The 25,163-nt window shown below is 62.0% G+C and carries 27 protein-coding genes, 2 tRNA genes and 1 pseudogene; 17 read left to right on the top strand and 13 right to left on the bottom strand.

The window, feature by feature from the left end; translation table 11 throughout:
• Window positions 1–55 precede the first annotated feature (55 nt).
• Complete coding sequence (locus tag B5526_RS18595; protein WP_079545096.1) at window positions 56–862, top strand: undecaprenyl-diphosphate phosphatase; 807 nt, start codon at window positions 56–58, stop codon at window positions 860–862.
• A 40-nt stretch (window positions 863–902) separates the two neighbouring features.
• Here the strand turns inward: B5526_RS18595 and B5526_RS18590 are convergent, their stop codons facing one another.
• Window positions 903–1,871 (bottom strand): complex I NDUFA9 subunit family protein, encoded by a 969-nt coding sequence (locus B5526_RS18590; RefSeq protein WP_079540342.1) that lies wholly within the window; start codon window positions 1,869–1,871, stop codon window positions 903–905.
• A gap of 148 nt (window positions 1,872–2,019) precedes the next feature.
• On the opposite strand from B5526_RS18590, the gene B5526_RS18585 reads away from it, so the two are divergent.
• Window positions 2,020–2,106 (top strand) — tRNA-Leu (locus B5526_RS18585).
• A 26-nt stretch (window positions 2,107–2,132) separates the two neighbouring features.
• Here B5526_RS18585 and B5526_RS18580 read toward each other — a convergent pair.
• Entirely contained in the window at window positions 2,133–2,714 is a 582-nt protein-coding gene (locus tag B5526_RS18580; RefSeq protein ID WP_079540340.1) for a TetR/AcrR family transcriptional regulator, read from the bottom strand.
• A 136-nt stretch (window positions 2,715–2,850) separates the two neighbouring features.
• On the opposite strand from B5526_RS18580, the gene B5526_RS18575 reads away from it, so the two are divergent.
• The 11 genes and pseudogenes from B5526_RS18575 to B5526_RS18525 all read left to right on the top strand — a co-directional run bounded on the left by B5526_RS18575 (window position 2,851) and on the right by B5526_RS18525 (window position 11,350).
• Entirely contained in the window at window positions 2,851–3,282 is a 432-nt protein-coding gene (locus B5526_RS18575) for an ester cyclase (RefSeq protein WP_079540338.1), read from the top strand.
• A 65-nt stretch (window positions 3,283–3,347) separates the two neighbouring features.
• Window positions 3,348–3,737: a DUF4267 domain-containing protein gene (locus B5526_RS18570; protein WP_079540335.1), complete on the top strand. Its 390-nt coding sequence runs from the start codon at window positions 3,348–3,350 to the stop codon at window positions 3,735–3,737.
• A gap of 113 nt (window positions 3,738–3,850) precedes the next feature.
• A complete protein-coding gene (locus B5526_RS18565; RefSeq protein ID WP_079540332.1) occupies window positions 3,851–4,465 on the top strand; it encodes a ribonuclease D in 615 nt (204 codons plus the stop codon).
• 126 nt (window positions 4,466–4,591) lie between these two features.
• Window positions 4,592–5,347: an LPS export ABC transporter periplasmic protein LptC gene (gene lptC, locus B5526_RS18560; protein ID WP_079540330.1), complete on the top strand. Its 756-nt coding sequence runs from the start codon at window positions 4,592–4,594 to the stop codon at window positions 5,345–5,347.
• Between the two features lie 5 nt (window positions 5,348–5,352).
• Window positions 5,353–6,063, top strand: coding sequence for an LptA/OstA family protein (locus tag B5526_RS18555; RefSeq protein WP_244562001.1), 711 nt, complete (start codon window positions 5,353–5,355; stop codon window positions 6,061–6,063).
• Window positions 6,064–6,137: 74 nt separating this feature from the next.
• Window positions 6,138–6,533: pseudogene (locus B5526_RS18550) on the top strand (LptA/OstA family protein); the annotation flags it as partial.
• 261 nt (window positions 6,534–6,794) lie between these two features.
• Entirely contained in the window at window positions 6,795–7,811 is a 1,017-nt protein-coding gene (lptB, locus tag B5526_RS18545; protein ID WP_079540326.1) for an LPS export ABC transporter ATP-binding protein, read from the top strand.
• Window positions 7,812–7,949: 138 nt separating this feature from the next.
• Window positions 7,950–9,611: an RNA polymerase factor sigma-54 gene (rpoN, locus tag B5526_RS18540; protein ID WP_079540324.1), complete on the top strand. Its 1,662-nt coding sequence runs from the start codon at window positions 7,950–7,952 to the stop codon at window positions 9,609–9,611.
• Window positions 9,612–9,671: 60 nt separating this feature from the next.
• On the top strand, window positions 9,672–10,289 hold the full coding sequence (gene hpf, locus B5526_RS18535) for a ribosome hibernation-promoting factor, HPF/YfiA family (RefSeq protein WP_079540322.1): 618 nt from the start codon (window positions 9,672–9,674) through the stop codon (window positions 10,287–10,289).
• 206 nt (window positions 10,290–10,495) lie between these two features.
• Entirely contained in the window at window positions 10,496–10,957 is a 462-nt protein-coding gene (gene ptsN, locus B5526_RS18530; RefSeq protein WP_079540320.1) for a PTS IIA-like nitrogen regulatory protein PtsN, read from the top strand.
• 60 nt (window positions 10,958–11,017) lie between these two features.
• A complete protein-coding gene (locus B5526_RS18525) occupies window positions 11,018–11,350 on the top strand; it encodes a tautomerase family protein (RefSeq protein WP_244562000.1) in 333 nt (110 codons plus the stop codon).
• 570 nt (window positions 11,351–11,920) lie between these two features.
• Here B5526_RS18525 and B5526_RS18515 read toward each other — a convergent pair.
• The 8 genes from B5526_RS18515 to B5526_RS18480 all read right to left on the bottom strand — a co-directional run bounded on the left by B5526_RS18515 (window position 11,921) and on the right by B5526_RS18480 (window position 19,295).
• Window positions 11,921–12,187: a DUF1150 family protein gene (locus B5526_RS18515; RefSeq protein ID WP_079540314.1), complete on the bottom strand. Its 267-nt coding sequence runs from the start codon at window positions 12,185–12,187 to the stop codon at window positions 11,921–11,923.
• Between the two features lie 50 nt (window positions 12,188–12,237).
• Complete coding sequence (locus B5526_RS18510; protein ID WP_079540312.1) at window positions 12,238–12,663, bottom strand: Hsp20 family protein; 426 nt, start codon at window positions 12,661–12,663, stop codon at window positions 12,238–12,240.
• Between the two features lie 269 nt (window positions 12,664–12,932).
• Window positions 12,933–14,018, bottom strand: coding sequence for a sn-glycerol-3-phosphate import ATP-binding protein UgpC (locus tag B5526_RS18505; RefSeq protein WP_079540310.1), 1,086 nt, complete (start codon window positions 14,016–14,018; stop codon window positions 12,933–12,935).
• Window positions 14,019–14,168: 150 nt separating this feature from the next.
• Entirely contained in the window at window positions 14,169–15,017 is an 849-nt protein-coding gene (ugpE, locus tag B5526_RS18500) for a sn-glycerol-3-phosphate ABC transporter permease UgpE (RefSeq protein ID WP_079540308.1), read from the bottom strand.
• A 5-nt stretch (window positions 15,018–15,022) separates the two neighbouring features.
• Window positions 15,023–15,904 carry a sn-glycerol-3-phosphate ABC transporter permease UgpA gene (gene ugpA, locus B5526_RS18495; RefSeq protein ID WP_079540305.1) on the bottom strand — a complete coding sequence of 294 codons (882 nt, stop codon included), beginning with the start codon at window positions 15,902–15,904 and terminating at the stop codon, window positions 15,023–15,025.
• A gap of 56 nt (window positions 15,905–15,960) precedes the next feature.
• Window positions 15,961–17,274: a sn-glycerol-3-phosphate ABC transporter substrate-binding protein UgpB gene (gene ugpB / locus B5526_RS18490; RefSeq protein WP_079540303.1), complete on the bottom strand. Its 1,314-nt coding sequence runs from the start codon at window positions 17,272–17,274 to the stop codon at window positions 15,961–15,963.
• Between the two features lie 193 nt (window positions 17,275–17,467).
• Window positions 17,468–18,673, bottom strand: coding sequence for a CaiB/BaiF CoA transferase family protein (locus B5526_RS18485; RefSeq protein WP_079540301.1), 1,206 nt, complete (start codon window positions 18,671–18,673; stop codon window positions 17,468–17,470).
• Window positions 18,674–18,869: 196 nt separating this feature from the next.
• Window positions 18,870–19,295 carry an organic hydroperoxide resistance protein gene (locus B5526_RS18480; RefSeq protein WP_079540298.1) on the bottom strand — a complete coding sequence of 142 codons (426 nt, stop codon included), beginning with the start codon at window positions 19,293–19,295 and terminating at the stop codon, window positions 18,870–18,872.
• 165 nt (window positions 19,296–19,460) lie between these two features.
• Here B5526_RS18480 and B5526_RS18475 point away from each other — a divergent pair, with 165 nt between their 5' ends.
• Window positions 19,461–19,919 carry a MarR family winged helix-turn-helix transcriptional regulator gene (locus B5526_RS18475; protein WP_079540296.1) on the top strand — a complete coding sequence of 153 codons (459 nt, stop codon included), beginning with the start codon at window positions 19,461–19,463 and terminating at the stop codon, window positions 19,917–19,919.
• Window positions 19,920–19,939: 20 nt separating this feature from the next.
• On the opposite strand, the gene B5526_RS18470 is transcribed toward B5526_RS18475, so the two are convergent.
• The 3 genes from B5526_RS18470 to B5526_RS18460 form a co-directional block, all read right to left on the bottom strand.
• The gene (locus tag B5526_RS18470; protein WP_079540294.1) at window positions 19,940–20,179 is read right to left on the bottom strand and encodes a GIY-YIG nuclease family protein; all 240 of its coding nucleotides are present in this window, start codon (window positions 20,177–20,179) and stop codon (window positions 19,940–19,942) included.
• A gap of 159 nt (window positions 20,180–20,338) precedes the next feature.
• Window positions 20,339–20,414 (bottom strand) — tRNA-Ala (locus B5526_RS18465).
• 80 nt (window positions 20,415–20,494) lie between these two features.
• Window positions 20,495–20,920: a TIGR02300 family protein gene (locus tag B5526_RS18460; RefSeq protein ID WP_079540291.1), complete on the bottom strand. Its 426-nt coding sequence runs from the start codon at window positions 20,918–20,920 to the stop codon at window positions 20,495–20,497.
• A gap of 112 nt (window positions 20,921–21,032) precedes the next feature.
• Between B5526_RS18460 and aroA the strand changes: the two genes are divergently transcribed.
• The 3 genes from aroA (at window position 21,033) to rpsA (ending at window position 25,017) form a co-directional block, all read left to right on the top strand.
• A complete protein-coding gene (aroA, locus tag B5526_RS18455; protein WP_079540289.1) occupies window positions 21,033–22,415 on the top strand; it encodes a 3-phosphoshikimate 1-carboxyvinyltransferase in 1,383 nt (460 codons plus the stop codon).
• Entirely contained in the window at window positions 22,412–23,050 is a 639-nt protein-coding gene (gene cmk / locus B5526_RS18450) for a (d)CMP kinase (RefSeq protein WP_079540287.1), read from the top strand. Before aroA ends, cmk begins: the two co-directional genes overlap by 4 nt.
• A 263-nt stretch (window positions 23,051–23,313) precedes the next feature.
• Window positions 23,314–25,017 (top strand): 30S ribosomal protein S1, encoded by a 1,704-nt coding sequence (gene rpsA / locus B5526_RS18445; RefSeq protein ID WP_079540285.1) that lies wholly within the window; start codon window positions 23,314–23,316, stop codon window positions 25,015–25,017.
• The last annotated feature ends 146 nt before the right edge of the window (window positions 25,018–25,163 follow it).

Raw genomic sequence — 25,163 nt, 5'->3', positions numbered from 1 at the left:
ATGAGCGAGAAGAACCCGGCTTTTTTCGGTCGATATCGAACAAATGGACCAGGTCATGATGTCTGATGCACTACGAGCTGTGATTCTCGGTATCATCGAAGGTGTCACGGAATTCCTGCCTGTCTCCTCGACGGGCCATCTGTTGCTGGCGGAACGCTTCTTCAATCTCGGCGAGGGCAGTTTCTGGAACAGTTTTACGGTGCTGATCCAGCTCGGCGCGATCCTGGCCATCCTCGTGATCTATTTTGGCAAATTGTGGCGGATCGCGCTCGGCATGTTCTCCAATCCCGACGACCGGCGTTTCGTCATCGGCGTGCTGGTGGCGTTCCTGCCCGCGGTTGTGATCGGTCTGGCTGCCGGGAAATACATCAAGGAAGTCCTGTTCAATCCGTGGGTGGTGTGCTTTTCGCTGATCGTCGGTGGCGCGATATTGTTATGGGTCGATCAGCTCGATCATAAGCCTCACGAACACGATGCGACGAAATTTCCGCTGCTGATGTATCTTTATATCGGCATCGCGCAGTGCTTTGCGATGATCCCCGGCGTGTCACGTTCCGGCGCCAGCATTGTGGCAGCGATGCTGCTCGGGGCCGACAAGCGCGCGGCGGCGGAGTTTTCGTTCTTCCTGGCGATCCCGACCATGGTCGGCGCATTCGCCTACGATTTCTACAAGAACCGCGCCGAGATGACGAGCGATCATCTGGGCATCATCGCGATCGGTTTCGTGGTGTCGTTCATCACCGCGATCATCGTGGTGAAAACGTTCCTGAGCTACGTCACCCGCCACGGCTTTGCGGTGTTCGCGTGGTGGCGCGTCATCGTCGGCACGCTCGGCCTGATCGCGCTGGCGATGGGAAGGTAAGATTTTCTCTCCGTCGCCCCCGCGAAAAGCGGGGACGACGTTACGCGCCGTTGTGCTGAAACTGTCCGGTCTTGCGGAAGCGCCAGAGATATTGCGGCGCGATCGCCTCCAGCGAATCGGGCGCAATCCCCAATGCTTCCAGGGTCAGGTCGGCGTGCTTTGCCGCGCTTGAGACCACATTGTCAGAGCGCAACAGCTCGACCTGATCCGGCGTCAGTTTGAGCGGCCCCGGCGCGAACTGCAGGAACAACGCCTGAAGTTTGGCGAGCCCGAACGGCAGCGAGACCAGCATGCGCCGGCGTTCGATGGTCGAAAGGATGATCTCCATGATCTCGCGCATGGTCAGCACTTCCGGACCGCCGAGCTCATACGCCGCGCCTTGCTTCGTCTTGCCGTCGACGGCATCCGCAACCGCGGTCGCGACGTCGCCGACATAGACCGGCTGGAGTTTTGTCAGGCCGCCGCCGATCAGCGGCAGCATCGGGGATATCCTTGCCAGCGCCGCAAAACGGTTGGTGAATTGATCCTCGGGCCCGAACACCACCGAAGGCCGCAGGATCGTCGCCGACGGGACCGCCGACAATACCGCCTTCTCGCCGGCGGCCTTGGAGCGCGCGTAACTCGAGGGCGAATTCTCATCGGCGCCGATTGCGGAGACGTGCACCATCCGCGCGCCGGCGGCAGCTGCGGTCTTTGCCACCGCGCCGGCGCCTAATGCCTGCACTGCGTCGAAGCTCTGTGCGCCGCTCTCGGCCAGGATGCCGACCAGATTGATGGCGGCGTGCGAGTCGCGCATCGCGGCCTCGACCGACGCCGGATAGCGCAGATTGGCCTGCACGGCGTGGATCTGGCCTACCCTGCCGAGCGGCTGCAAATGTCCGGCCAGTTCCGGTCGCCGCACCGCGACCCGGATGCGATAGTCGCGCTTGGCCAGCGCGCGGACCACGTGTCGTCCCAGAAAACCCGACCCGCCGAAAACCGTGATCAGGGTGTCCAGATTCGATGCCATGGGGGTCAATTTCCTGGGGTCAAATGCGCGAGATCGCGGGCCTTTTCAGGGTTTCGCGATACGCCATCGGGCCCGTGCTGTACAGCTTATTTGGACGGCGATTCAACAATTTGACAAGCGCGCGACGCATCCGTACTAACCGGCCCGGGCCCAGGTGGCGGAATTGGTAGACGCGCTGGCTTCAGGTGCCAGTGGCTTAACGGCCGTGAAGGTTCGAGTCCTTTCCTGGGCACCATTTGCGCCCAAGCCCACAACCCAACTTCATTCCGATCCCCCGATCCGCGCCAACAACTTCACCGCTCGCTCGGCGCGCCGGATCGGCTCGAGGCTGCGATAGGTGCGCGCGAGCAACAGCGCGCCTTCGAGTTGGCTGAGAACCATGGTCGCGACCAGATCGGCATCGCCTGAAGCCATGCCGAAGCGCTCCAGTCCGCGTTTGATCTCGAGCTCCCATTTCTGGAACGCGACGCGGGTCGCGGTTCCCAAGACGTCGGATTGCGCCGAGGTCTCCAGCGCCGTGGTCGCGATCGGGCAGCCTTCCTTGTAGTCGGAGCCTTCGAGGTCCGCCGCCATGCCGCGCACGAGCCGCACCAGAAAGATTTCGGCGCTCTCCGATGCGTCGGCGGCCCGCGCGATGGCCTGGCGCAGGGCTTCACCGGCAAGCGTCAGGGCGGCCTCGCCAATCTGCTCTTTCCCCTTCGGGAAATGAAAATAAAGCGACCCGCGCGGCGAGCCTCCGGCGGCCAGAATGTCGTGCAGCGCGGTGCCGTGATAACCCTGCTGGCGAAACAATTTCGCCGCCGCGGCCAGTGTTTTCCCTTTGGAATCAGAAGCTTTTGCCATGCTCGCAAATATCAGTTGCAAATCGGTATGTCGACCTTCATAATATGTAGAATGACATACATAGTCTAGGAATGGCGGCTTCCCCTCAGGACCATGCTTGAGCCCTCGAAGCGCGCTCCAACATCAGGAATAGCCCATGATCAGCCTCACCGAAGAGCAAGCCCGCGGCGTGATCGCGCCCTGGTACAGTCTGTTCAACATTTCCGGCCGGGGCGACGTGAGGGCCATTCAGGAGCAAATCCTGACCGAAGACTATCAGTCCTGCTCGGGCTATCTGGCGGGCGAGTGCTGGGGCCGCGAGACCTCGATCAAGGTGGTCTCGAACTTTGCCAACACCATTCCGGACATGAAATTCGAGATCAAGGAAGTGCTGGTCGCCGGCGATCGCGTGGTCGTCCGCGGCGAGGTCACGGGCACACCCGCGGGCGAACTGTTCGGCGTGCCGCATTCCGGCAAGAGTTTTCGGATCATGGCGGTCGATATCCAGACCATCAGGGACGGCAAAATCGCAAAAACCTTCCACATGGAAAACTGGCTCAGCGCCATCGGGCAGCTCCGCGCCAAGTAGCGCCGGCAGCCTCAGAGCGGTCGACGTCCCCCCAAAACTCTCACGCAGGCGAGGGAGAAACCAGCATGAAAAGGGCGCTCGATATCGCGGCTATCGTCTTGACCTCGCTGTTGCTGCTTGGCTTCGTGGCCCTGTCGCTGCGCGGATTTTTCGATCCGCAGGCGGCGTCTGCCCGATTCGGCGCGCCGGTGTCGGATGCTCCCGGCGTCTTGTTTTACCGGGTTTATCTGTCCCGCAATCTCGTCATCGCCGTTTCAGGCGCGATTTTTCTGCTCTCGCGGCAATGGACGGCGCTGGCCGTCCTTTTGACCGCAGCCGCGGTGCTGCCGTTGTTCGACATGTCGGTGCTATTGCTGAACGGCGTGACCCCGCCCGCCGTTCATCCGGTCGCGCTCGCGCTTCTCGGGATCACCGCCGCGCTGCTCTGGTGGCGCGCTCGCTCGGTCCGGGTTTGAGCCCGCAAGGCCGCATCATCTTTCGGTTCCCCGGAACGCACCGAGCGCTCGCCTCATTAAGGTTTGGGCGCTAGATTGCGTCGATTCGACGAGGCCCGAGAGACCAAGACCACATGACCGTACGCCTGCATCGCGGCGATCTGCCCGATCTCACCCGCTACACCGATTCTGTCGCGATCGATACCGAGACCATGGGGCTGCATCCGCATCGCGACCGGCTCTGCGTGGTGCAGCTGTCGAACGGCGACGGCAGCGCCGACGTGGTGCAGATTCCGAAGGACCACACCGATGCGCCCAACCTGAAGGCGCTGCTCGCCAATCCGAAGGTGACAAAAATCTTCCATTTCGCGCGGTTCGATATCGCGGTGCTCTACAACGCCTTCGGCGTAATGCCCCAGCCGCTCTATTGCACCAAGATCGCCTCGCGGCTCTCCCGCACCTACACCGATCGCCATGGCCTGAAGGATCTGGTGCGCGAGGTGCTCAACATCGACATGTCGAAGCAGCAGCAATCGAGCGACTGGGGTTCGCAAAGCCTGAGCGAGGCGCAACTGGCGTATGCGGCCTCCGACGTGCTGCATTTGCATGCGCTTCGCGAGCGCCTCGATGCGATGCTGGCGCGGGAGGGCCGTTTGGGGCTGGCGCAAGCCTGTTTCGAGTTTCTGCCGACGCGGGCCAAGCTCGATCTGCAGGGCTGGGACACCGAGGACATTTTCGCCCATTCGTAAGGAACTGGAACGGCGCTTTGCCGCGTCCGCTGCCCCGTTTCGGTCACACTGGTAACGCGAGGTCCCCGCTGCATTATCCGGCAAGTCCGGGTAGAATGGCGGCTCATCTCGCGCCCTGGAGCAGCGGTGAATTCGGTTCAGAATCCTGCCTATCAAGCCGGAATGGAGGCGCGCTTTAGAATCGCTGCGCGCCACAGCCGGATGGTGCGGGTTCTGCGCGTCGCGGTCCCGGCGGCGGTGATCCTGTCAATGGCCGCGATCATCGCGGTGTCGATCTTCAATCCATTCCGGATGCTGTTGCCCAAGTTGCCGCTCGACGTCGGAAACCTCGTCGTCTCCGGCACCAAGATCACCATGGAATCGCCGCACCTCTCGGGCTACACCACCGATCGGCGGCCCTACGAACTCTGGGCCAAAACCGCGACCCAGGACTTGACCGATCCGGATCATGTCGATCTGAAGAAACTGCGGGCCAAGCTTTTGATGGAAGACCAGTCCACCGTCACGCTGGACGCCCTCAACGGCTTGTTCGACAGCAAGGACCAGTTGCTGGACCTGCACAAGGATATCTATTTGCAGACCACCACGGGCTACCAAGCGTGGCTGACCCAGGCCTTTGTCGACATGGGGAAGGGCACGGTGACGTCGGAAGAGCATGTCGATGTGAAATGGGCGGATGGAACGATATCCGCCGACAAGCTGAGGATTACCGGGGGCGGCGAGGTGGTGCGGTTCGAAGGCAATGTCGTGATGCACGTGGATAAGCTCGGCGACTCGGCCGCAACCAGTCAGCCCGCTGCCAGCGCGCCCGCCGCGCCCGAGCCCGCGGCGCATCCCGCCAAGACCCGGTCAGTGGCCAGCAAATCCTCAAACCCGAAATGACATTGATGAGGATTTTTCCGCGCAGCACCCTTATATCGCGGACCCTGAATGGCGCCTGGGCGCTCGCATTCGCGCTCGCGACCATCGCCGGCGGTGAAGTGCTTGCGCAAAGCACGGTGACGGGCGTGCCCAATGCGATGCAGGGGTTTTCGCAGAATCGCGACCAGCCGATCCAGATCGAAGCCGCGACGCTGGAGATGCGCGACAAGAAAAAGGAAGCAACCTTCTCCGGCAATGTGAAGGTGGTGCAGGGCGACACCACCATGACGTCAAAGATCCTGGTGGTGTTCTACGAATCGAATTCGAATTCGCAGGCGACGCCCGCGGCCAACACCAAGGCCGCGCCGAAAGCGGCGCCGATGCAGGCCGCGACCCCCGGTCCCGAGGGCGCCTCGTCGATAAAAAGGCTCGAGGCCAAGGGCAACGTGGTCGTCACCCAGAAGGATCAGGTCGTGACCGGGGAGACCGCCGTGTTTGACACCAAGACCAACCTGATCACCATGCTGGGCGGGGTGGTTCTGACCCAGGGCAAAAACGTGCTGCGTGGGGACCGGCTGCTGGTCGACATGACGACAGGCGTGTCGCGGGTCGAATCCGACACAGGCCGCGTGCAGGGCCTGTTTCAATCCTCCGGCCAACAGGGCGGCCCGCTCCTCCCGGGCGCAGCGCCTGCGACCCCGGCTCCGGGTCCTAGCAACCAAAATAAACCGAAATAATATCGATGGTCCGCGATGGCCCAGTGTTCGCCCCCGCGATAAAACGTATCGCGCATGGTGCCTGCGCGATCGCGATGATCGCCGCCGGCCAAGCCTTTGCACAGAGCGCTGGAACGGGCGTGCCCAATGCGATGCAAGGCTTTTCGCAAAATCGCGACCAGCCGGTCCAGATCGAGGCGGCCTCTCTTGAAATGCGCGACAAGAAAAAACAAGCAACCTTCTCCGGCAATGTGAAGGTGGTGCAGGGCGACACCACCATGACCTCGAAAACGCTGGTCGTGTTTTATGAATCGGCCGGAGCCCCCGCGGCTGCGCCGGCGGCCAATTCGAAGGCCGCCGCGCCAATCCAGTCCGCGACCCCCGGTCCCGGCGGCAGTTCGTCGATACGCCGGTTGGAGGCGAGAGGCGGCGTGGTCGTGACCCAGAAGGATCAGGTCGTGACCGGGAAGACCGCGGTATTCGACACCCGGCGCCCGGCTCGGTAACGCCCTTGCCGTCATTTGGCGCCCCAAATAAACCAAAATAATATCAATCGCTTATATGCTATCGACAGGCGGCGAGGTTGAAGGGTACGGCGTGAGCCTGTATCTACCCCAGCGGGACGGCGGCGATCTGCTTCTCGATGCAGGGTGTTTCGCTGGGCAAGGGACATCCATTCCTTCATGTTGCAAGCTTGTCTATTCACCGCGGGCACGTCGCGGGCTAACCGTGAAAGGCTGAGCTAAGCGGGGATGGTGGATATACTCGGCATGTTCCGTCGACGCCCGGTCAAACGCAGTGCACCCGGGTTTGCGCGTTCGCGCGCCGATATCACAGCCCTTGGCGACAGCATCGGCGAGATGCTGACGAGCCCGGTGCGCGACGCGCCGCCGATTGCGCGCGAGATGCCTCCGATTGCCCGCGATGCGCCATTGCTGAGACCGGAGCCGCCCCGGGCCGAAAAGCCGCGGCCACAGCCCGCGGTGGCGGCGCCGTCGCGTCCCAAGACCAACGGCGCGGGCGCAGCGCCCCGCCTGACGCATCGGGCAGGCTATCTGGCTGTGCATAGCGTGGAAAAGAGTTTTGGCACCCGCCAGGTCGTGCGCGGCGTCAGCATCTATGTCCGGCGCGGTGAGGCGGTCGGATTGCTCGGCCCGAACGGCGCCGGCAAGACCACGGTGTTTTACATGATCACCGGCCTGATCAAGGCCGATCGCGGCGCCATCGAGCTCGATGGCCACGACGTCACGCAATTGCCGATGTATCAGCGCGCCCGTCTCGGCATCGGCTACTTGCCGCAGGAAGCCTCGATCTTTCGCGGCCTGACGGTGGAGCAGAATATTCGCGCCGTGCTCGAGGTCGTGGAACCCTCGAGGAAAAAACGCGAGGCGGAACTCAATTCGCTGCTCGACGAATTCAACATCACAAGGCTGCGCAAGACGCCGTCGATTGCGCTCTCGGGCGGTGAGCGGCGTCGCGTCGAGATCGCCCGGGCGCTGGCGACCCGCCCGAATTACATGCTGCTCGACGAACCGTTCGCCGGTATCGATCCGATCGCGGTGGGGGATATTCAGGATCTGGTCCGCCATCTCACCAATCGCGGCATCGGCGTCCTGATCACCGACCACAATGTGCGGGAAACGCTCGGACTGACCGACCGCGCCTATATCGTCTACGCCGGAGAGATCTTGACCGAGGGCAATCCGGATGAGATCGTCAATGACCCGGATGTACGCCGTCTCTACCTTGGCGAGGAGTTCCGGCTCTAGCCTGGCCGCGAACCTTTAACCTTCGCCGCGAAATCGCCCTGTAGTCCATTTTTACAATTCGTCAAGCCGTGTACATCGGCCCAGGACTAGTTTAAGCAAGAATCGGACCAACTTTGTTAGGGATCGGTTCTTGGCTCCATGGCGCTGACGCAGAGATTAGAGTTCCGCCAATCGCAGTCGCTGGTGATGACGCCGCAGCTGATGCAGGCGATCAAGCTGTTGCAATTGTCGAATCTCGACCTTTCGGCCTTCGTGGAAGAGGAACTCGAACGAAATCCGCTGCTGGAGCGCGCCAACGACGGAACCGAGCCCCCTGTTGCAGGGGAACCCGCGCCGGAACAGGCCGAATTTTCCGAACACGATGAGTCCGGTTTCGCCTATGGCGACGAAGCTTCAGCCGACCGTTCCGAGATGGCCAATGGGTCGGCCGCCGACAATTTCGAGCCGGTTCCCGAAGAATGGATGAACCGCGACCTCGGCAGCCGTACCGAGATCGAGCAGACGCTCGACACCGGGCTCGACAACGTGTTCTCCGAAGAGCCGGCGGAAGCCGCTGCGCGCAATGCGCAGGATGCGGCGCCGACCGCCTACACCGAGTGGGGGGGCGGCGCTTCCAACGATGAGGCTTACAATCTCGAAGCCTTCGTCGCCGCCGAGGTCACGCTCGGAAGCCATCTCGCCGAACAATTGGCGGTGGCTTTCTCGCAGCCCGCGCAGCGCATGATCGGGCAATATCTCATCGACCTCGTCGATGAGGCGGGCTATGTGCCGCAGGACCTGGGGCAGGCCGCCGAACGGTTGGGCGCATCGCAGGACGATGTCGAAGCGGTTCTGTCAGTGTTGCAGAAATTCGATCCGCCCGGTGTCTGTGCGCGAAACCTGAGCGAGTGCCTTGCGATCCAGCTGCGCGAACTCAACCGCTACGACCCCGCGATGCAGGCGCTGGTCGAGCATCTCGATCTCTTGGCGAAACGCGACATCGCCTCTCTGCGAAAATTCTGCGGTGTTGATGATGAAGATATCACCGACATGATCGGCGAAATCCGCCGTCTCGATCCGAAGCCGGGCCTGAAATTCGGCTCGGCGCGGATGCAGACCATGGTGCCGGATGTCTATGTGCGGCCGGGCCCCGACGGCGGCTGGCATGTCGAACTCAACAGCGACACCCTGCCGCGCGTGCTGGTCAACCAGACCTATTATACCGAACTGTCGAAGACGATCCGCAAGGACGGCGACAAATCCTATTTCACCGACTGCCTGCAGAACGCCACCTGGCTGGTGCGCGCGCTCGATCAGCGCGCCCGCACCATCCTCAAAGTGGCGACCGAAATCGTGCGCCAGCAGGACGGCTTCTTCACCCACGGCGTCGCGCATTTGCGGCCGCTCAATCTGAAAGCGGTGGCGGACGCCATCCAGATGCATGAATCGACGGTGTCGCGTGTTACCGCCAACAAATACATGGCGACCAATCGCGGCAGTTTCGAATTAAAATATTTCTTCACCGCCTCGATCGCGTCGGCGGACGGCGGCGAGGCCCACTCGGCGGAAGCGGTCCGTCACCACATCAAGCAATTGATCGACGCGGAAGACCCCGCGGTAATCCTGTCCGACGACACCATCGTGGAACGATTGCGCGAATCGGGTATTGATATCGCCCGTCGCACCGTCGCGAAGTACCGCGAAGCGATGCGCATCCCGTCCTCGGTGCAGCGCCGCCGCGACAAGCAGAGCATGCTCGGTAATGCGCTATCGGCGCCTGCCACGTCCTCCGATCGCTCGCGGGATACGCAGCCGGCCTGATTGCGTCCCGGCCAAATCGGGATAGTGTCGACGCATTCCAGACCAATCGAGGCATCAAAAATGACCCTCCGGATCTCGGGAAAAAGCATCAGCGTCGGCGAAGCGCTGCGCGGGCGCGTCAGCGAGCGCACCGACGAAGTCTTGCGCAAATATTTCGACGGCAATTACTCCGGCCACATCACGCTGAGCAAGGATGGTTTCGGCTTTCGCACCGACTGCGCGCTGCATCTGGATTCCGGAATCACGCTGGAGGCCGATTCCAACGCCGCCGACGCCTATGCCAGCGCCGATCAGGCGCTCTTGATGATCGAGAAGCGGCTGCGCCGCTACAAGAGCCGGCTCAAGGATCGCTCGGCGCGGAAGGCGCACGCGGCGTCCGCGGCGCTTGCCGAGATGAACACCCCGACGCTGGATGCGCCGAGCTATGTCATCGAGGCGCCCGGCGAAGGCGACGACGAGGTCACGGCCTACAATCCGGTCATCATCGCGGAGGCGACCACGTCGCTGAAACGGCTTTCGGTCAGTGAGGCCGTGATGGAGCTGGACCTGACCGGCGCCGCCTGCATCGTGTTCCAGCACGGCGGCAGCGGCCGGGTGAACATCATTTACCGGCGGACCGACGGTAATGTCGGCTGGGTCGACCCCCCTTCTGTGAACTCCGGAGCCACCCGGGATTGACGCAAGCTGGCCCCCTCCCTATGGTCCGCGGCCCTCGATGAGAGGGGGTCAAGGAATACCTTCCCAGCAGTTGGCACCGGTCTTGCGTTGGAGTAGAAGCGCCCCAATTAGGGACCCGGGTGTAAACCTTCCGCCTCACCTTTCTTGATGCCGATCCTCTCGAGCCCAGTTCGCAACCTGACGGTCAATTCACCTCGGAACGCCCCATGACGATTACCGACCTGGTCGCACCCGAGGCGATTCTTCCGGCCTTGAAGGTCAACAGCAAGAAGCAGGCGATCCAGGAATTGTCGGCGCGGGCGGCTGTCCTGACCGGCCAGAACGAGCGGGCGATCTTCGAGGTCCTGTTGCAGCGCGAGAAGCTCGGGACCACCGCGGTCGGCTATGGCGTCGCCATCCCGCACGGCAAGCTCCCCAAACTGGAGCGGCTGTTCGGTCTGTTTGCCCGGCTCGAGCGCCCGATCGATTTCGAGGCCATGGACGGCCAGCCGGTCGATCTGGTGTTTTTACTGTTAGCGCCGGAGGGCGCGGGCGCCGATCACCTGAAAGCGCTGGCGCGGATTGCGCGGCTGTTGCGTGACCAGGATGTCGCCAAAAAACTGCGCGCCTCGCGCGACGCGCAAGCGATCTATTCGGTGCTGGCGCTGCCGCCGGCGAGCGCGGCTTGAGGGACTAATGCCAATACCCTCATCGCGACGCGCGCAGGGTGGATCACTGATCCCGCGGCGGTGATCGCTGCAGTTCATTCGGCGCTTCAGGAAGCGTTGAAAATTCCCGAATCGGATCGCGTGGTGCGCGTGATCGAACATCCGCCATCGCACTTTGCCGTCCCGCCCGGCCGTGGCGAGAGATTTACGCTGGTCGAAATCTCGATGTTCTCCGGACGATCGATGTCCGCAAAACGCGCGCTTTACCAGGCCATCGTCCGCAATCTCGGCGCGCTCGATGTTCCGCCGCTCGATATCAAGATATCGTTGCACGAGGTTCCGCCGGAGAATTGGGGCATTCGCGGCGGCATGCCGGCTTCGGAAATCGATCTCGGCTTCAAGGTCGACGTGTAGGTTGGCCGTGAAGAGCGTCTTCGGATCGGTTGGACGTTGACGCGCCCGACGGGCCTGACAGCGTCCGCGACAGGTATCGGACCGTTCTGCTGCCGTCATAGACGCTTGCTTCACCTACCCCGACAAATCCAAGCGCGGCGTGGAACGCGTCGAAACCAACCAAAATTCGGGCTGTCGTAGGGAGCATCCTGATCGAGCGCCAGCATGAAGGCGTCGACGTTGCCGATCCTTCGCGCCAGGAAGGCGTTATCGACGAGATACTCCAGCCGTTCCGGCTTCAGCTAGGAGAGTTGCGCGGCGTGGGCGTTGTTGAGCGCAAGCAGCGCCTTGCCTAGCGGCTCAACTCGCGAGGCTTCTTCGGGTGCGATGGATCGCAACTCGCCTTAAGTCATGTGGCCTATCCCCCGTCCGAATTTACTCCGTGCGCAAAAAAAGCGCGGGACCTGTCCCCGGCCAAACCGAGGACAAACTCCCGCGCGTCGTCAATTCCAATTGGTTACATTGGCAGCCCCAAGGGCTGCGTCAGTTCACACCAGCGGGGCCTACGTCATTGACACCGGCAAGGCCGGGTCAGTGGACGCTGACCGCCTGCAATTCGTTGCTCCACGCATTCGCAATCGCAGCTTCCCGGCTATCGGTCAGCATGATCGGGGTGCCGTCGGCGGCATGGAGCGCGAATAGCTTCAGTCCCGGCGCGATTTTCGGCGCCTGGGGAAACAGCCCCGGCACGTCCTCGGAACGGATCTGCTTCACATAGGCGATATGGCCCTCGCCCAGGGTCGCCAGTGCCTCTGGTGAGACGCTGTTCGGTTCAAACTCAACGTTACCTTCAGTCATGGTCTCGACTCCTCTGTCAGACTAAGCGGTCGAGTCCGCTACTCGTTCCATTATTCGTGCTCATTGATAGCAATTGTCTTAACGATCTTTTCCGGCTCAGGCCGGGCCAGATCGATCGACAACAGCCCGTTTTTCAAGTCCGCGCCCAGCACCTGCATCCCCTCCGCCAGCACGAAAGTGCGCTGGAAGTGGCGCGCGGCGATGCCGCGATGGATGTATTGCCGGGCTTTGTCGTCCTGCTGGCGGCCCCGGATCACGAGCTGGTTTTCCTCAATGGTGACATCGAGTTGGTCGCGGGTAAAACCCGCCACCGCCAGCGTGATGCGCAGCCGTTCGGGCTGGCCGTTGTTACGGTCGCACCGCTCGATATTGTAGGGCGGATAACCGTCGGCGCCTTTGACGACCCGATCGAGCGCACGCTCGATTTCGTCAAATCCCAGCAGGAACGGACTGGATAACGAAGGAACACGAGACATATTTTACAAAGTCCTCTCGAAGCGACTTTGGCATTTTGGGGCCCTTGCGGCGCCCCATGGCGACCGGCTGGCGGCTTTGCCGTCCGGTCGACAGTGAATATGGGCATGATTCTACAGGCGTTCAAGCACCTCGGGGAACCCCGCCGCGCGCCGTTGTTAACCAGTCATTCCGGGGCGCGACCGAAGGGAGCGAACCCGGAATCTCGGGATTCCCCGATGTGCAATTGTACATCTGAGGCCTGGTCCTTTGGACCATCCCGGAATGACGGTTAAAGCTCGATCCGTTTGCGGCCGTCGGACGTGAAAAGATGCAGTTTTTCGCGCGGCGCGGTGGCCTGGATGCGCTCGCCGATGGCAGGCGCGATCACGCCGGGAATGCGCACGATCACCTCGCCCGGTGGCAATTCCCCGGGATTGGCGGCAACGCCCTGCCCCTGCTGTTGCCGGGCGCCGTAAATGAAGGTCTCGGCGCCGACGCGCTCGATCGCTTCGACGGACAGCTTAAGCGCTATACCGCCAGGGATCGCGTCATTCGAAATCTCAAAATCCTCGGGGCGGATTCCCAACAGGCCGGCTTCGCCGGACACGCCGGCGAGTTGCGATCTGATTTCGTCCGATCCGACCGGCAGGAGATTCATCGGCGGCGCGCCGATGAACGACGCGACAAAGGTGGTCGCGGGCTTCTGATAGATTTCCAGCGGGTTGCCGATCTGCTCGACCTGCCCGCCATTCATGACCACCAGAATATCGGCAAGCGTCATCGCTTCGAGCTGGTCGTGGGTCACATAGATCGAGGTGGTGTTCAGCCGCCGCTGCAATTTGCGGATCTCGACGCGCATCGCGATGCGCAGCTTGGCGTCGAGGTTCGACAACGGCTCGTCGAACAGAAACACCTTTGGCTGCCGCACGATGGCGCGGCCCATCGCGACGCGCTGGCGCTGTCCGCCGGACAATTGCCCGGGCTTGCGATCGAGCATCGGGCCGATTTCGAGAATGCGCGCGGCTTCCTGGACGCGGGTGTCGATCTCGGGCTTGGCCATGCCGCGGTTGCGCAGGCCATAGGCCATGTTGTTGTAGACGCTCATATGCGGATAGAGCGCGTAATTCTGGAACACCATGGCGATGTCGCGCTCGGCCGGCTCGATTTGGTTGACGATGCGCCCGCCGATGTCGATCTCGCCGCCGCTGATGGTCTCGAGCCCCGCGACCATCCGCAGCAGCGTCGACTTGCCGCAGCCGGAAGGGCCGACCAGCACGCAGAACTGGCCGTCGCCGACTTCGAGGCCAATGCCCTTGATCGCCTCAAAGCCGCTCGGATAGATCTTGCGGACGTCGCGGAGGATGACACCGGCCATTGGGCTATCTCTGATGAAGGCGAATAGCGAATAGGGAATAGCGAATAGCGAAGGACGAAATTGGCCAGGAATGACCAGACTTTCTATTCGCCATTCGCCATTCGCCACTCACTGCGGCCATTCGCCATTCGCTACTCGCCACTCGCATCTTCACTTCTCCGTCTCGATCAGGCCTTTGACGAACAGGCGTTGCATTAGCACGACGACTGCAACCGGCGGCAGCATCGCGAGCACGGCGGTCGCCATCGCCACCTGCCATTCGGTCAAGGCGTCGCGCACGTCGATGATCTTCTTGATGCCGATCACGATGGTCTGCATATCGTCGCGGGTCGTGATCAGGAGCGGCCAGAGATACTGATTCCAGCCGTAGATGAAGAGGATCACGAACAATGCGGCGATGTTGGTCATCGACAGCGGCAGCAGCGTATCCCAGAAAAACCGGATCGGGCCGGCGCCGTCGATTTTCGAGGCTTCCACCAGTTCCTTCGGCACGGTCATGAAGAACTGGCGAAACAACAGCGTCGCGGTCGCCGATGCGATCAGCGGCAGGATCAGCCCCGAATAGGAATCGAGCACGTGCAGGTCGCTGGTGATCTTGTAGGTCGGAAAGATACGCACCTCGACCGGCAGCATCAGCGTGATGAAGATGGTCCAGAACGCCGTCATGCGGAACGGGAACGCGAAGAATACGATCGCATAGGCCGAGATGATCGAGATCGCGATTTTGCCGATTGCGATGCCGATCGCCATGATCAGGCTGTTGAACATCATGACGCCGACCGCCTGGCGCGTGGTCCTGCCGGTGCCGGAAACGATGGTGTTCCAGTACGTCTCGAGCCCACGCGAGCCGGGGTAGAGCGGCATCTGCCCGTTGGCGATCACGGTGTTGTCGTGGGTCGAGGCGATGATTGCGAGATAGACCGGAAAGGCGACGATCGCGACGCCGGCCAAAAGGACCAGATGCGGCAGCAGGTTTCCAAAGCGGCGGTGCTCGACCATGGCGTTCAGTAATGAACCTTCTTTTCGACGTAGCGAAACTGAAATGCGGTGAGCGCGACCACGATGATCATCAGGATCACCGACTGCGCCGCCGAGCCGCCGAGATCGGTGCCGCCCTTGCCGTCCTGAAACACCTTGTAGACCAGCGTCTGGGTGGCGCCGTTGGGGCCGCCGCCGGTTGCGGTATCGATGATGCCGAGCGTGTTGAAGAACACGTAGGTAATATTGACGATGATCAGGAAGAATGTGGTCGGCGACAGCAGCGGAAACACGATGGTCCAGAACCGCCGCATCGGCTTGGCGCCATCGATCGCGGCGGCCTCGATCACGCTTTTCGGGATCGCCTGCAGGCCGGCGAGGAAAAAAAGGAAATTATAGCTGATCTGGTTCCAGACCGCGACGATGACGACCAGGATCATCGCATGGGTGCCGTTGAGCACCGGATTCCAGTCGATGCCGTTGCGCTGCAGGGCGCGCGCGATCATGCCGAGGCCGGGCTGGAACATGAAGATGAAGAGCACGCTGGCAACCGCCGGCGCCACCGCATAGGGAATAATGAGGAAGGTGCGATAGATCTGGACGCCGCGGATGTTGTTGTTCGCCATCGTCGCGAGCAAAAGGCCGAGCGTGAGCGAGAAGAACGCCACCAGCGCCGAAAACACGAAGGTGACGCCGATCGCGTGGTAGTATTCGGGCGTTTTCAGTAGAGCTACATAATTCTCGAACCAGACGAATTCGGTCGAGAGCCCGAAGGCGTCCTGCACCAGGAACGATTGCTGCAAGGCCTGCAGCGCCGGCCAATAGAAAAAGATCAGCGAGACCGCAAGCTGCGGCAGGATCAGAAGATAGGGCAGCAGCTTGCCTGAGAAGATCGCCCGGGGTTCCATGATGCCTCGCTTGATGGACCGCGACAGGTCGAGCCCTGCCGCGGTCCTCGCCGCTGCTATTTGGCGGCGGTGCGCTCAAACTGCCGAAGCATCTGGTTGCCGCGCGACACCGCGGCGTCGAGGGCTTCCTTCGCCGACTTCTTGCCGGCGAGCGCCGCCTCGATTTCCTCCGACCAGACGTCGCGCATCTGCACCATGCCGCCAAAGCGAAGGCCGCGCGAATTCTCGGTCGGCGGCTTGTTGGTCAATTCCTTGAGCGGGACTTCGAGGATCGGATTCTTTTCATAGAAGCCCGAGGCCTTGGTTTTTTCGTAAGCCGCCTTGGTGATCGGCAGATAGCCGGAAACCTCGTGCAGATAGACTTGGCGGTCGGTGTCCGACAGGAAGGTGAAGAATTTTGCGATTCCCTTGTATTCTTCGGGCGTCTTGCCGCCCATCACCCACAACGAGGCGCCGCCGATGATGGAATTCTGCGGCGCGCCGTTGACATCAGGGAAATACGGCATCGGCACAGCGGTGTAGGCGAACTTGGCGTTGGCCTTGACGTTTGGATAAAACGCCGAGGAAGTCATGTAGATCGGACATTCACCGGACGTGAAACGGCCTTCGCCGGTGTTGGTGCGTCCCGAATAGTCGTAGCTCTTGTCCTTCTGCAGATCGACGAGGCTTTCGAGCAGCTTGGTCTCCAGCGGGTTGTTGAATTCGAGCACGGTCTCAAAGCCATCGAGCCCGTTGGCCTTGCTGCCGATCGGCACGTTATGCCAGGCGGAGAATTGCTCGATCAGTCCCCAGGTGATCCAGGATCCGGAAAAGCCGCAGGTCGGGCTCGTCGCATGCAATTTCTTGGCGTCGGCGAACAGCTCCGGCCAGGTCTTCGGCGGCTCGGCGATCTCGGCCTTCTTCAGCGCGTCGAGGTTGACCCAGAGCACCATGCTCGACGAGTTGAAAGGAAACGACAGCATGTCGCCCTTCGAGGTCGAGTAGTAACCGGTGATCGCCGGCAGATAGGATTTGGGGTCAAAACTCTCGCCCTGCTCCTTCATCAGTTCGGAAACCGGTTTGATGGCGCCCTTGGCCGCCATCATGGTCGCAGTCCCGACTTCGAACACCTGCATGATGCCGGGCGCATTGCCGGCCCGGAATGCCGCGATCCCGGCGTTGAGCACATCGGCGTAGCCGCCCTTGAAGGTCGGCACGATCTTGTAGTCGCTTTGCGACGCGTTGAAATCATTGGCGAGCTTGACCACGACGTCGTTGTTCGGGCCGGTCATCGCATGCCACCACTGAATCTCGGTCACGGCATGGGCTGGAGTAGCGAGCGCAAGCGTGGCCGCGAGCGTAGTGCCAAGGCCGAAATGTCGAAGCAGCATAAAACCCCCTCCTGAATGGACCGTCATTCCCCAGTATGCGCGTTAACAGCGACGGATGACGGGCAAATGACTGTGTAGACAAGGGGATGGTACGGGGGAAGCGCCGGCCAAGGGAAGCGCTAAAATGGACTGATGCGGGGTCGGGTGTCCCGGATGCGGTGCAGCGCACTGCACGGCATCCGGGTTAAGGCAACTAGCGCTTGCGCTCGGGGCCGCAGACCACGCCTTGGGCTACCAGCGCATCGATCTCGCTTGTCAAAAATCCGAATTCCGTCAGCACCTCGCGCGTGTGCTCGCTGAATTTCGGTGGGACGTTGCGCAGGCTTGGCTTGGTGCGTTCGAGACGGATCGGGGAGGCAACCCCCTTGTACCAGTCCTTCTCGACGACATCACCGCGATGGACGGTGTGGGCGCTGGTCAGCGCCTGGTCGATCCTCTGCACCGGTCCGGCCGGAAGGCCCGCGGCGAGCAGGCGATCGCAGAGCGGCTCGGCGTCGTAGAGGCTGAACACCGCGGCAAGCTCGGCGCGCAGCGCGTCGCGGTTGGCGATGCGGTCCTTGTTGCGGGCAAAGCGCCGATCGCCGGCGAGTTCGGGCTTGCCGATCTCCTTGCAGAGTTTTCTGAAGGTGCCGTCATTGCCGACGCCAATAAAAATGTTGTCGGTCTTGGTCGGGAAGATCGCGTAAGGAACGAGATTCGGATGCTCGTTGCCGGTGAGGCTTGGCGGCTTGCCGTGCATAAAGTAATTCGCCGCGTGCGGATGCATGATGGCTAGGCCGGTTTCGTACAGCGTGGTTTCGAGAAACTGCCCGAGGCCGGATCGTTGGCGCTCCGACAGCGCCATCAAAATGCCGATCGCCGCGTAAAGCCCGGTGGAGATATCGACCAGCGGCACGCCGATCCGCATCGGACCCGATTGCGGCGAGCCGGTCGCGGCGATCATGCCGGTCATGGCCTGAATGATGGCATCATAGCCCGGATTGCCTCCGCGCGGGCCGTCGCCGCCGAAGCCGGAAATCCGGCAGTGCACGAGTTTTGGGAATTTTTCGCGCAGCACATCGTTGCCGATGCCCCATTTGTCGAGCGTGCCCGGCTTGAAATTCTCGATCAGGACGTCGGCGCGCTCCAACAGCTTCATCAGCACGGCGCGCCCGCCAACGGAAGCGAGGTCGAGCCCGATCGAGCGCTTGTTGCGGTTGATGCCGACGAAATAGGCCGCGTCTTCGCCGTGGAACGGCGGTCCCCAGTCGCGCACCTCGTCGCCGGCGGGCGGCTCGACCTTGATCACGTCGGCGCCGTGGTCGGCGAGGATCTGCGTGCAATAGGGTCCGCCGAGGACCCGCGTCAGATCGATCACACGCAATCCGGCCATCGCGCCGGGGACGGTTCTGGAAGTCATGGAAACAACCTTCGCTCAAAGGGAAATTGGAATAAGAGGAGCGTTCGGTTTCCAGAGCTAGCGAGGTTCGGGGGCGGCAGCAATGCCTTCGCACGCGTGGGCGTATGCCGGCACCGACGTCGAGCTGCGTCGCGCCGGTCGTTGACCGAACCTTTGGGCGAATGGCCCGCCAATTGTCGCGGCGGGCCAGCCGTCCTTACACAATCTTCAGGCGCACATCGACGTTGCCACGGGTGGCGTTGGAATAGGGGCATACCTGGTGCGCTTTCTCCACCAGAGTCTCAGCCTCCGCGCGCGGAACCCCGGGGAGGGAGACGGCGAGATCGATATCCAGGCCAAAACCGCCGGCCGCGCGCGGACCGATGCCGACTGTGGTGGTCACCGCCGCGTCGGCCGGCACCTTCGGGCCGCCTTGCGAGGCGACAAACTTCATCGCGCCGATGAAGCAGGCCGCATATCCGGCGGCGAAAAGCTGTTCGGGATTGTTGCCGGCGCCGCCGCCGCCACCCAGTTCCTTCGGGGTTGCGAGTTTGACGTCGAACGTTCCATCGAGCGTAGCGGCGTGGCCGTCACGGCCGCCGGTCGCCTTGGCGCTGGTCTTATAGAGCACGTTGACTGACATGGGGGGTTCTCCCTGTTGCGGTTTCGGTGCTATTTATATTGCACACAATTTAATTTTGCGCAATATAGAAAAGAGAACGGCACGCAATTTAATTGGTAACAATTGATTGTGGGTGGTTCCGACCCCACAATGAACCGGTAAGCTTGTGATTTGACGAGGTTGCGAATGGCCAGGAAACACGCGACGGATTTGCCGCTCTTGCTCGGCAATCAGCTCTGTTTCGCGATCTACTCCACCGCGCATGCGTTCAACCGGGTCTATAAGCCGTTACTTGACCGGCTCGGGCTGACCTATCCGCAATATCTTGTGATGCTGGTGCTGTGGGAGCGCGACGGCCTCTCTGTGAAGGACATCGGTGAACGGCTGTTTCTGGATTCCGGCACGCTTACGCCCCTGCTGAAGCGGCTGGAGGCAGCCGAACTGATCAAGCGTACGCGCAGCACCGAAGACGAGCGGCAAGTGCTGATCGCGCTCACCTCCCGCGGCCAGGCGCTTCGGGAAAAAGCTAGGGCGGTGCCTCAGGCGATCCTCGCGGCGTCGGACTGCTCGGTCGGCGAATTGTCGGCGATGAAGAACGAGCTGGTCGCGCTGAGGGACCGGCTGAATGCGGTGATTGGGGAGTAGGGGGGCGGGGTGGTTGAACGTCAGAGCCGCTTCTTCGCGAATGCCCGGCCGGAGTGGGATTTGAGATATTTCTCGAATGCCAGTGCTTTGTATTTATCCGGGAAAGCGCAGTACCAAACCAGTTTCCAAGGCTTGAATTTTGCCGTGTGCGCGGATTTGCCGGCGTTGTGTTCCGGGATTCGCCGCTTCAGATCGGCGGTTGCTCCGGTATACTCTTGGTCCGGAAAATCTACGCTGCGGATGATGTAGACGTACCACATCTGCGTCTCACGCGAAGCCGAAGACCCGGGCGGAACAAGCATAGGTGGAACTAGGTGACGTCGCCAGCCCGTCTTCGCCCAAGAGGGCTACGCCGGGCACCACGCTTCGCCTTTCGGCCATCACGTGGCTGCGCCACGCGAAGCCCGAAGGGCGAAGCGTGGTGGAGCCAGGCGGGATCGAACCGCCGACCTCTTGCATGCCATGCAAGCGCTCTCCCAGCTGAGCTATGGCCCCTTAGAACTGCCGCGTGCCTTGGGCGACGCGCGGCTAAATCCTGAACACGGCGGAATCCTGAACACAGTTCAGGGCCGATCTCAAGTCTCCTCGTCGCCGCCGACGTCGCCGATGATGTCGGTGACGTCCTCGTCGCCCTCTTCCTCGTCGGCGATGAAGGTCGAATCATCATCGTCGTCGTCTTCGATGGTCTCGTCGATCTCGATATCGTCTTCCGATTCGGGAACGACGGCCTTGACCTTGCCGGTGTTCTCCTCGGCATCGGCTTCCTCGAGCGGCACCAACTCTTCAGCCTCCACCGGCTCCGGCACGGCTTCGGCGGCAGAGGCAGCCGCTGCGGCACTGGCGCGGGCGGCCGCGTCCGCGCGGGTTCGCGGCGGCGGCACCGGCGCGATCGGCACGACCTCGCCGGTGTAGGGCGAGATCACCGGGCTCTTGTTGAGATCGTAGAATTTCTTGCCTGTCGTCGGGCAAATACGTTTGGTTCCGAGATCGGATTTGGCCACGGGTGGAATCCTGGGAATTTCTGAAAAACGGTGCTTCACTTGGCTAGTTGCCGCGCCCCTGTCAATAGCGCTTTGCGGGATGCGGATGCCTGCGTGACGCCGCGCGGCCCATATGTTACCTGCGGCCCGCGCAGAGGACACAATCTTGACCCAATCAGCCCACCTCGCCGATCAACCGACCCCGCTCGAAGCCCGTGCGAGCGGCCCCCTCGGCGGGAAGGTTCGTGTTCCCGGCGACAAGTCGATCTCGCACCGGGCCCTGATTCTGGGCGCGCTTTCAGTCGGCGAAACCCGCATTTCGGGTCTGCTCGAGGGCGACGACGTCCTGAATACCGCCAAGGCGATGCGGGCGCTGGGCGCGAACGTCGAGCGAACCGGCGATTTCGCCTGGAAGGTCTGCGGTGTCGGTGTCGCCGGGTTCGCGGCGCCGCAAGTTCCCCTGGATTTCGGCAACTCCGGTACCGGATGCCGGCTGGTGATGGGGGCGGTGGCGGGCTGCCCCATTGCCGCGACCTTCGACGGCGACGCCTCGCTGCGCTCTCGCCCGATGCGGCGGGTGCTCGATCCCCTGGAATTGATGGGCGCCCGGGTTGCCACAGCTGGAGAAGGCGGCCGCCTGCCGCTGACCCTCGAGGGCGCCCGCGATCCATTGCCGATCCTCTACCGGACGCCTGTGGCCTCGGCCCAGATAAAATCCGCGGTGCTGCTGGCGGGGCTGGCCGCGCCCGGCGTCACCACCGTGATCGAGACCGAGGCGAGCCGCGACCACACTGAACTGATGCTGAAGCATTTTGGCGCCCAGATCGTCTCGACACCGGAGGGCAGCCACGGCCGCAGGATCGCGCTCACCGGGCAGCCCGAACTGCATGGCGCCGCGGTCGTGGTGCCGGCCGATCCGTCATCGGCGGCGTTTCCGATCGTAGCGGCCTTGATCGTGGAGGGGTCCGACCTCGTTCTGTCAGATGTCATGACCAATCCGCTGCGCACCGGGCTGTTCACGACCTTGCGCGAGATGGGTGCCTCGATCGAGGAAAGCGAGATTCGCGGCGATGCCGGCGAGCCGATGGCGCAACTCCGCGTGCGCGCCTCGAAGCTGCGCGGCGTTGAGGTGCCGCCCGAACGCGCGCCCTCGATGATCGACGAATATCTGGTGCTGGCAGTGGCGGCGAGTTTTGCCGAAGGCACCACCATCATGCGCGGCCTGCAGGAGCTGCGTGTCAAGGAATCCGACCGGCTGGAGGCCACCGCCGCGATGTTGCGCGTCAACGGCGTCAAGGTCGAGATTGTGGGCGACGATTTGATCGTCGAAGGCAAGGGCCATGTGGTGGGCGGAGGCCTCGTCGCCACCCATATGGATCATCGCATCGCGATGTCGGCTTTGGTGATGGGGCTTGCCACCGACAAGCCGGTGAAGGTCGACGATACTGCGTTCATCGCCACGAGCTTTCCGGATTTCATCTCGATGATGCGCTCATTGGGGGCGGAGTTTTCATGATCATCGCCATCGATGGACCGGCCGCCTCAGGCAAGGGCACGCTCGGCAAGCGGCTTGCCAAGCATTACGGCTATCGTCACCTCGATACCGGCGTGATTTATCGTGCGGTTGCCAAGGCGATGCTGGACGCGGGCGCCGACCTTTCCAACGAGATGCTCGCCGTCTCCGCGGCGCTCGAACTCGATCCCGAGAAATTCGGCAATCCGGCGCTGAAAACCCAGCAAGTGGGCGACGCCGCCTCGGTGGTCTCGGCTATCCCCAAAGTGCGCGAAGTGCTGTTGAATTTTCAGCGGCAATTCGCCGCCGATCCGCCGGGCGCGGTGCTCGACGGCCGCGATATCGGCACCGTGATCTGCCCGCATGCCGACGTGAAGATTTTTGTCGTGGCCGATCCGAGGGTGCGCGCCCGGCGCCGGACGCTGGAGGCCCGGGCCCGGGGCGAGGACGCCGATGAGGCCGCGGTGCTGGCCGATATCCTCAAGCGCGACGAACGCGACCAAAATCGCCCTGTTGCGCCCCTAAAACCGGCCCCGGATGCTCACTTGCTCGATAACTCCAATTTGGATATAGAAGCCGGCGTCCGGGCCGCCATCGACATTGTCGAGGCCGTCCGAGCGGGCCGGCAGCGGGTTTGAGCACTTTCAAACGAAACCGATGCCGTCATTGGAGGAAAGCCCGCTCCAGGCCTTGAATGTCGGTATCGCGAGCTCGATTTATTGAGATCGACGAACCTTAGGTTCCGGATAAAAACCAACGTATCGAACGTGCAGGCAAGCTGCCGGCCCGCTTTTGCGCTTTCTCGCAAAGAGCGGTCGTTAGGGTTTGCGGACCCCTGACACTTCACGCCCGATACGCCCTTTAACCCGAATGGCCGGCAATACCCGCATCTGGAGAACAAATGGCTTCGACTGCTGCTTCTTATAATCCTTCCCGTGACGATTTTGCCGCCATGCTCGACGAGTCCTTTGCCGGCGGCAACCTGCAGGAAAGCTCCGTCATCAAGGGCAAGGTAGTTGCGATTGAAAAGGACATGGCCGTCATCGACGTCGGCCTCAAGACCGAAGGCCGCGTGGCGCTGCGCGAGTTCGCAGGGCCCGGCCGCGAAAGCGACCTCAAGGTCGGCGACGAGGTCGAGGTGTTTCTCGACCGCATCGAAAATGCGCTCGGAGAGGCCGTGCTGTCGCGCGACAAGGCGCGCCGCGAGGAAAGCTGGGGCAAGCTCGAGAAGGCCTTCAACAACAACGAAAAAGTTCACGGCGTCATCTTCAACCAGGTCAAGGGCGGCTTCACCGTCGATCTGGATGGGGCGGTCGCGTTCCTGCCGCGCTCCCAGGTCGATATCCGCCCGATCCGCGACGTCGCACCGCTGATGAACAATTCGCAGCCGTTCCAGATCCTCAAGATGGATCGCCGCCGCGGCAACATCGTGGTGTCGCGCCGCACGGTTCTGGAAGAGACCCGCGCCGAGCAGCGCCAGGAACTGGTGCAGAATCTCGAAGAGGGTCAGGTCATCGACGGCGTCGTCAAGAACATCACCGATTACGGTGCTTTCGTCGACCTCGGCGGCATCGACGGCCTGCTGCACGTCACCGATATCGCCTGGCGCCGGGTCAATCACCCGACCGAAGTGCTCACCATCGGCCAGACCGTGAAGGTCAAGATCATCAAGATCAACCACGAGACCCACCGCATCTCGCTCGGCATGAAGCAACTGCTCGATGATCCCTGGCAGGGCATCGAGGCGAAATACCCGCTGAACGCACGCTTCACCGGCCGCGTCACCAACATCACCGACTACGGCGCGTTCGTTGAGCTCGAGCCGGGCATCGAAGGCCTGATCCACGTCTCGGAAATGTCGTGGACCAAGAAGAACATGCATCCCGGCAAGATCGTCTCGACTTCGCAGGAAGTCGAAGTGCAGGTCCTGGAAGTCGATTCGGTCAAGCGAAGGATTTCGCTCGGCCTCAAGCAGACCATGCGCAATCCCTGGGAAGTGTTCGTCGAGAAATTCCCGGTGGGATCGACGGTCGAGGGCGAGGTCAAGAACAAGACCGAGTTCGGCCTGTTCCTCGGGCTCGAGGGCGACGTCGACGGCATGGTGCATCTGTCCGACCTCGACTGGAAGCTTCCGGGCGAGCAGGTGATCGACAACTTCAAGAAGGGCGACATGGTGAAAGCCGTGGTGCTCGATGTCGATGTCGAAAAGGAGCGCATCTCGCTCGGCGTCAAGCAGCTCGAAGGCGATCCGTTCGCAGAACCGGGCGACGTCAAGAAGGGCGCGGTCGTGACCTGCGAAGTGCTCGAGGTCAAGGAAAGCGGCATCGAGGTCAAGATCTCCGGTACCGACTTCACTACCTTCATCAAGCGCTCCGAATTGGCGCGCGATCGCAACGACCAGCGCGCCGAGCGTTTTGCGGTGGGCGAAAAGGTCGATGCGCGGGTGATCCAGTTCGACAAGAAGGCCCGCAAGGTGCAGGTCTCGATCAAGGCGCTCGAAGTCGCCGAAGAGAAGGAGGCCATCGCGCAATATGGCTCCTCCGATTCGGGCGCGACGCTGGGCGACATTCTGGGCACCGCGCTCAAGCAGCGCAACGACAAGTAAGCGATTACTTTCCCAGCGATCAGGCCCCGGTTTCGACCGGGGCCTTTTTTGTTATTCTCGGTGTCGTCCCTGCGAAAGCAGGGACCCATACTCCGTGCCCTATCGATTGGGCGGTTGGGTAGTTGCCTTTTCCTTGCAATTGGCAT

This window comes from Bradyrhizobium lablabi, assembly GCF_900141755.1.
In the GTDB taxonomy this organism is placed as follows: Bacteria; Pseudomonadota; Alphaproteobacteria; order Rhizobiales; family Xanthobacteraceae; genus Bradyrhizobium; species Bradyrhizobium lablabi_A.
Note: the sequence above shows the minus strand (reverse complement) of the source record. Positions and strands in the feature narration are given on the sequence as shown.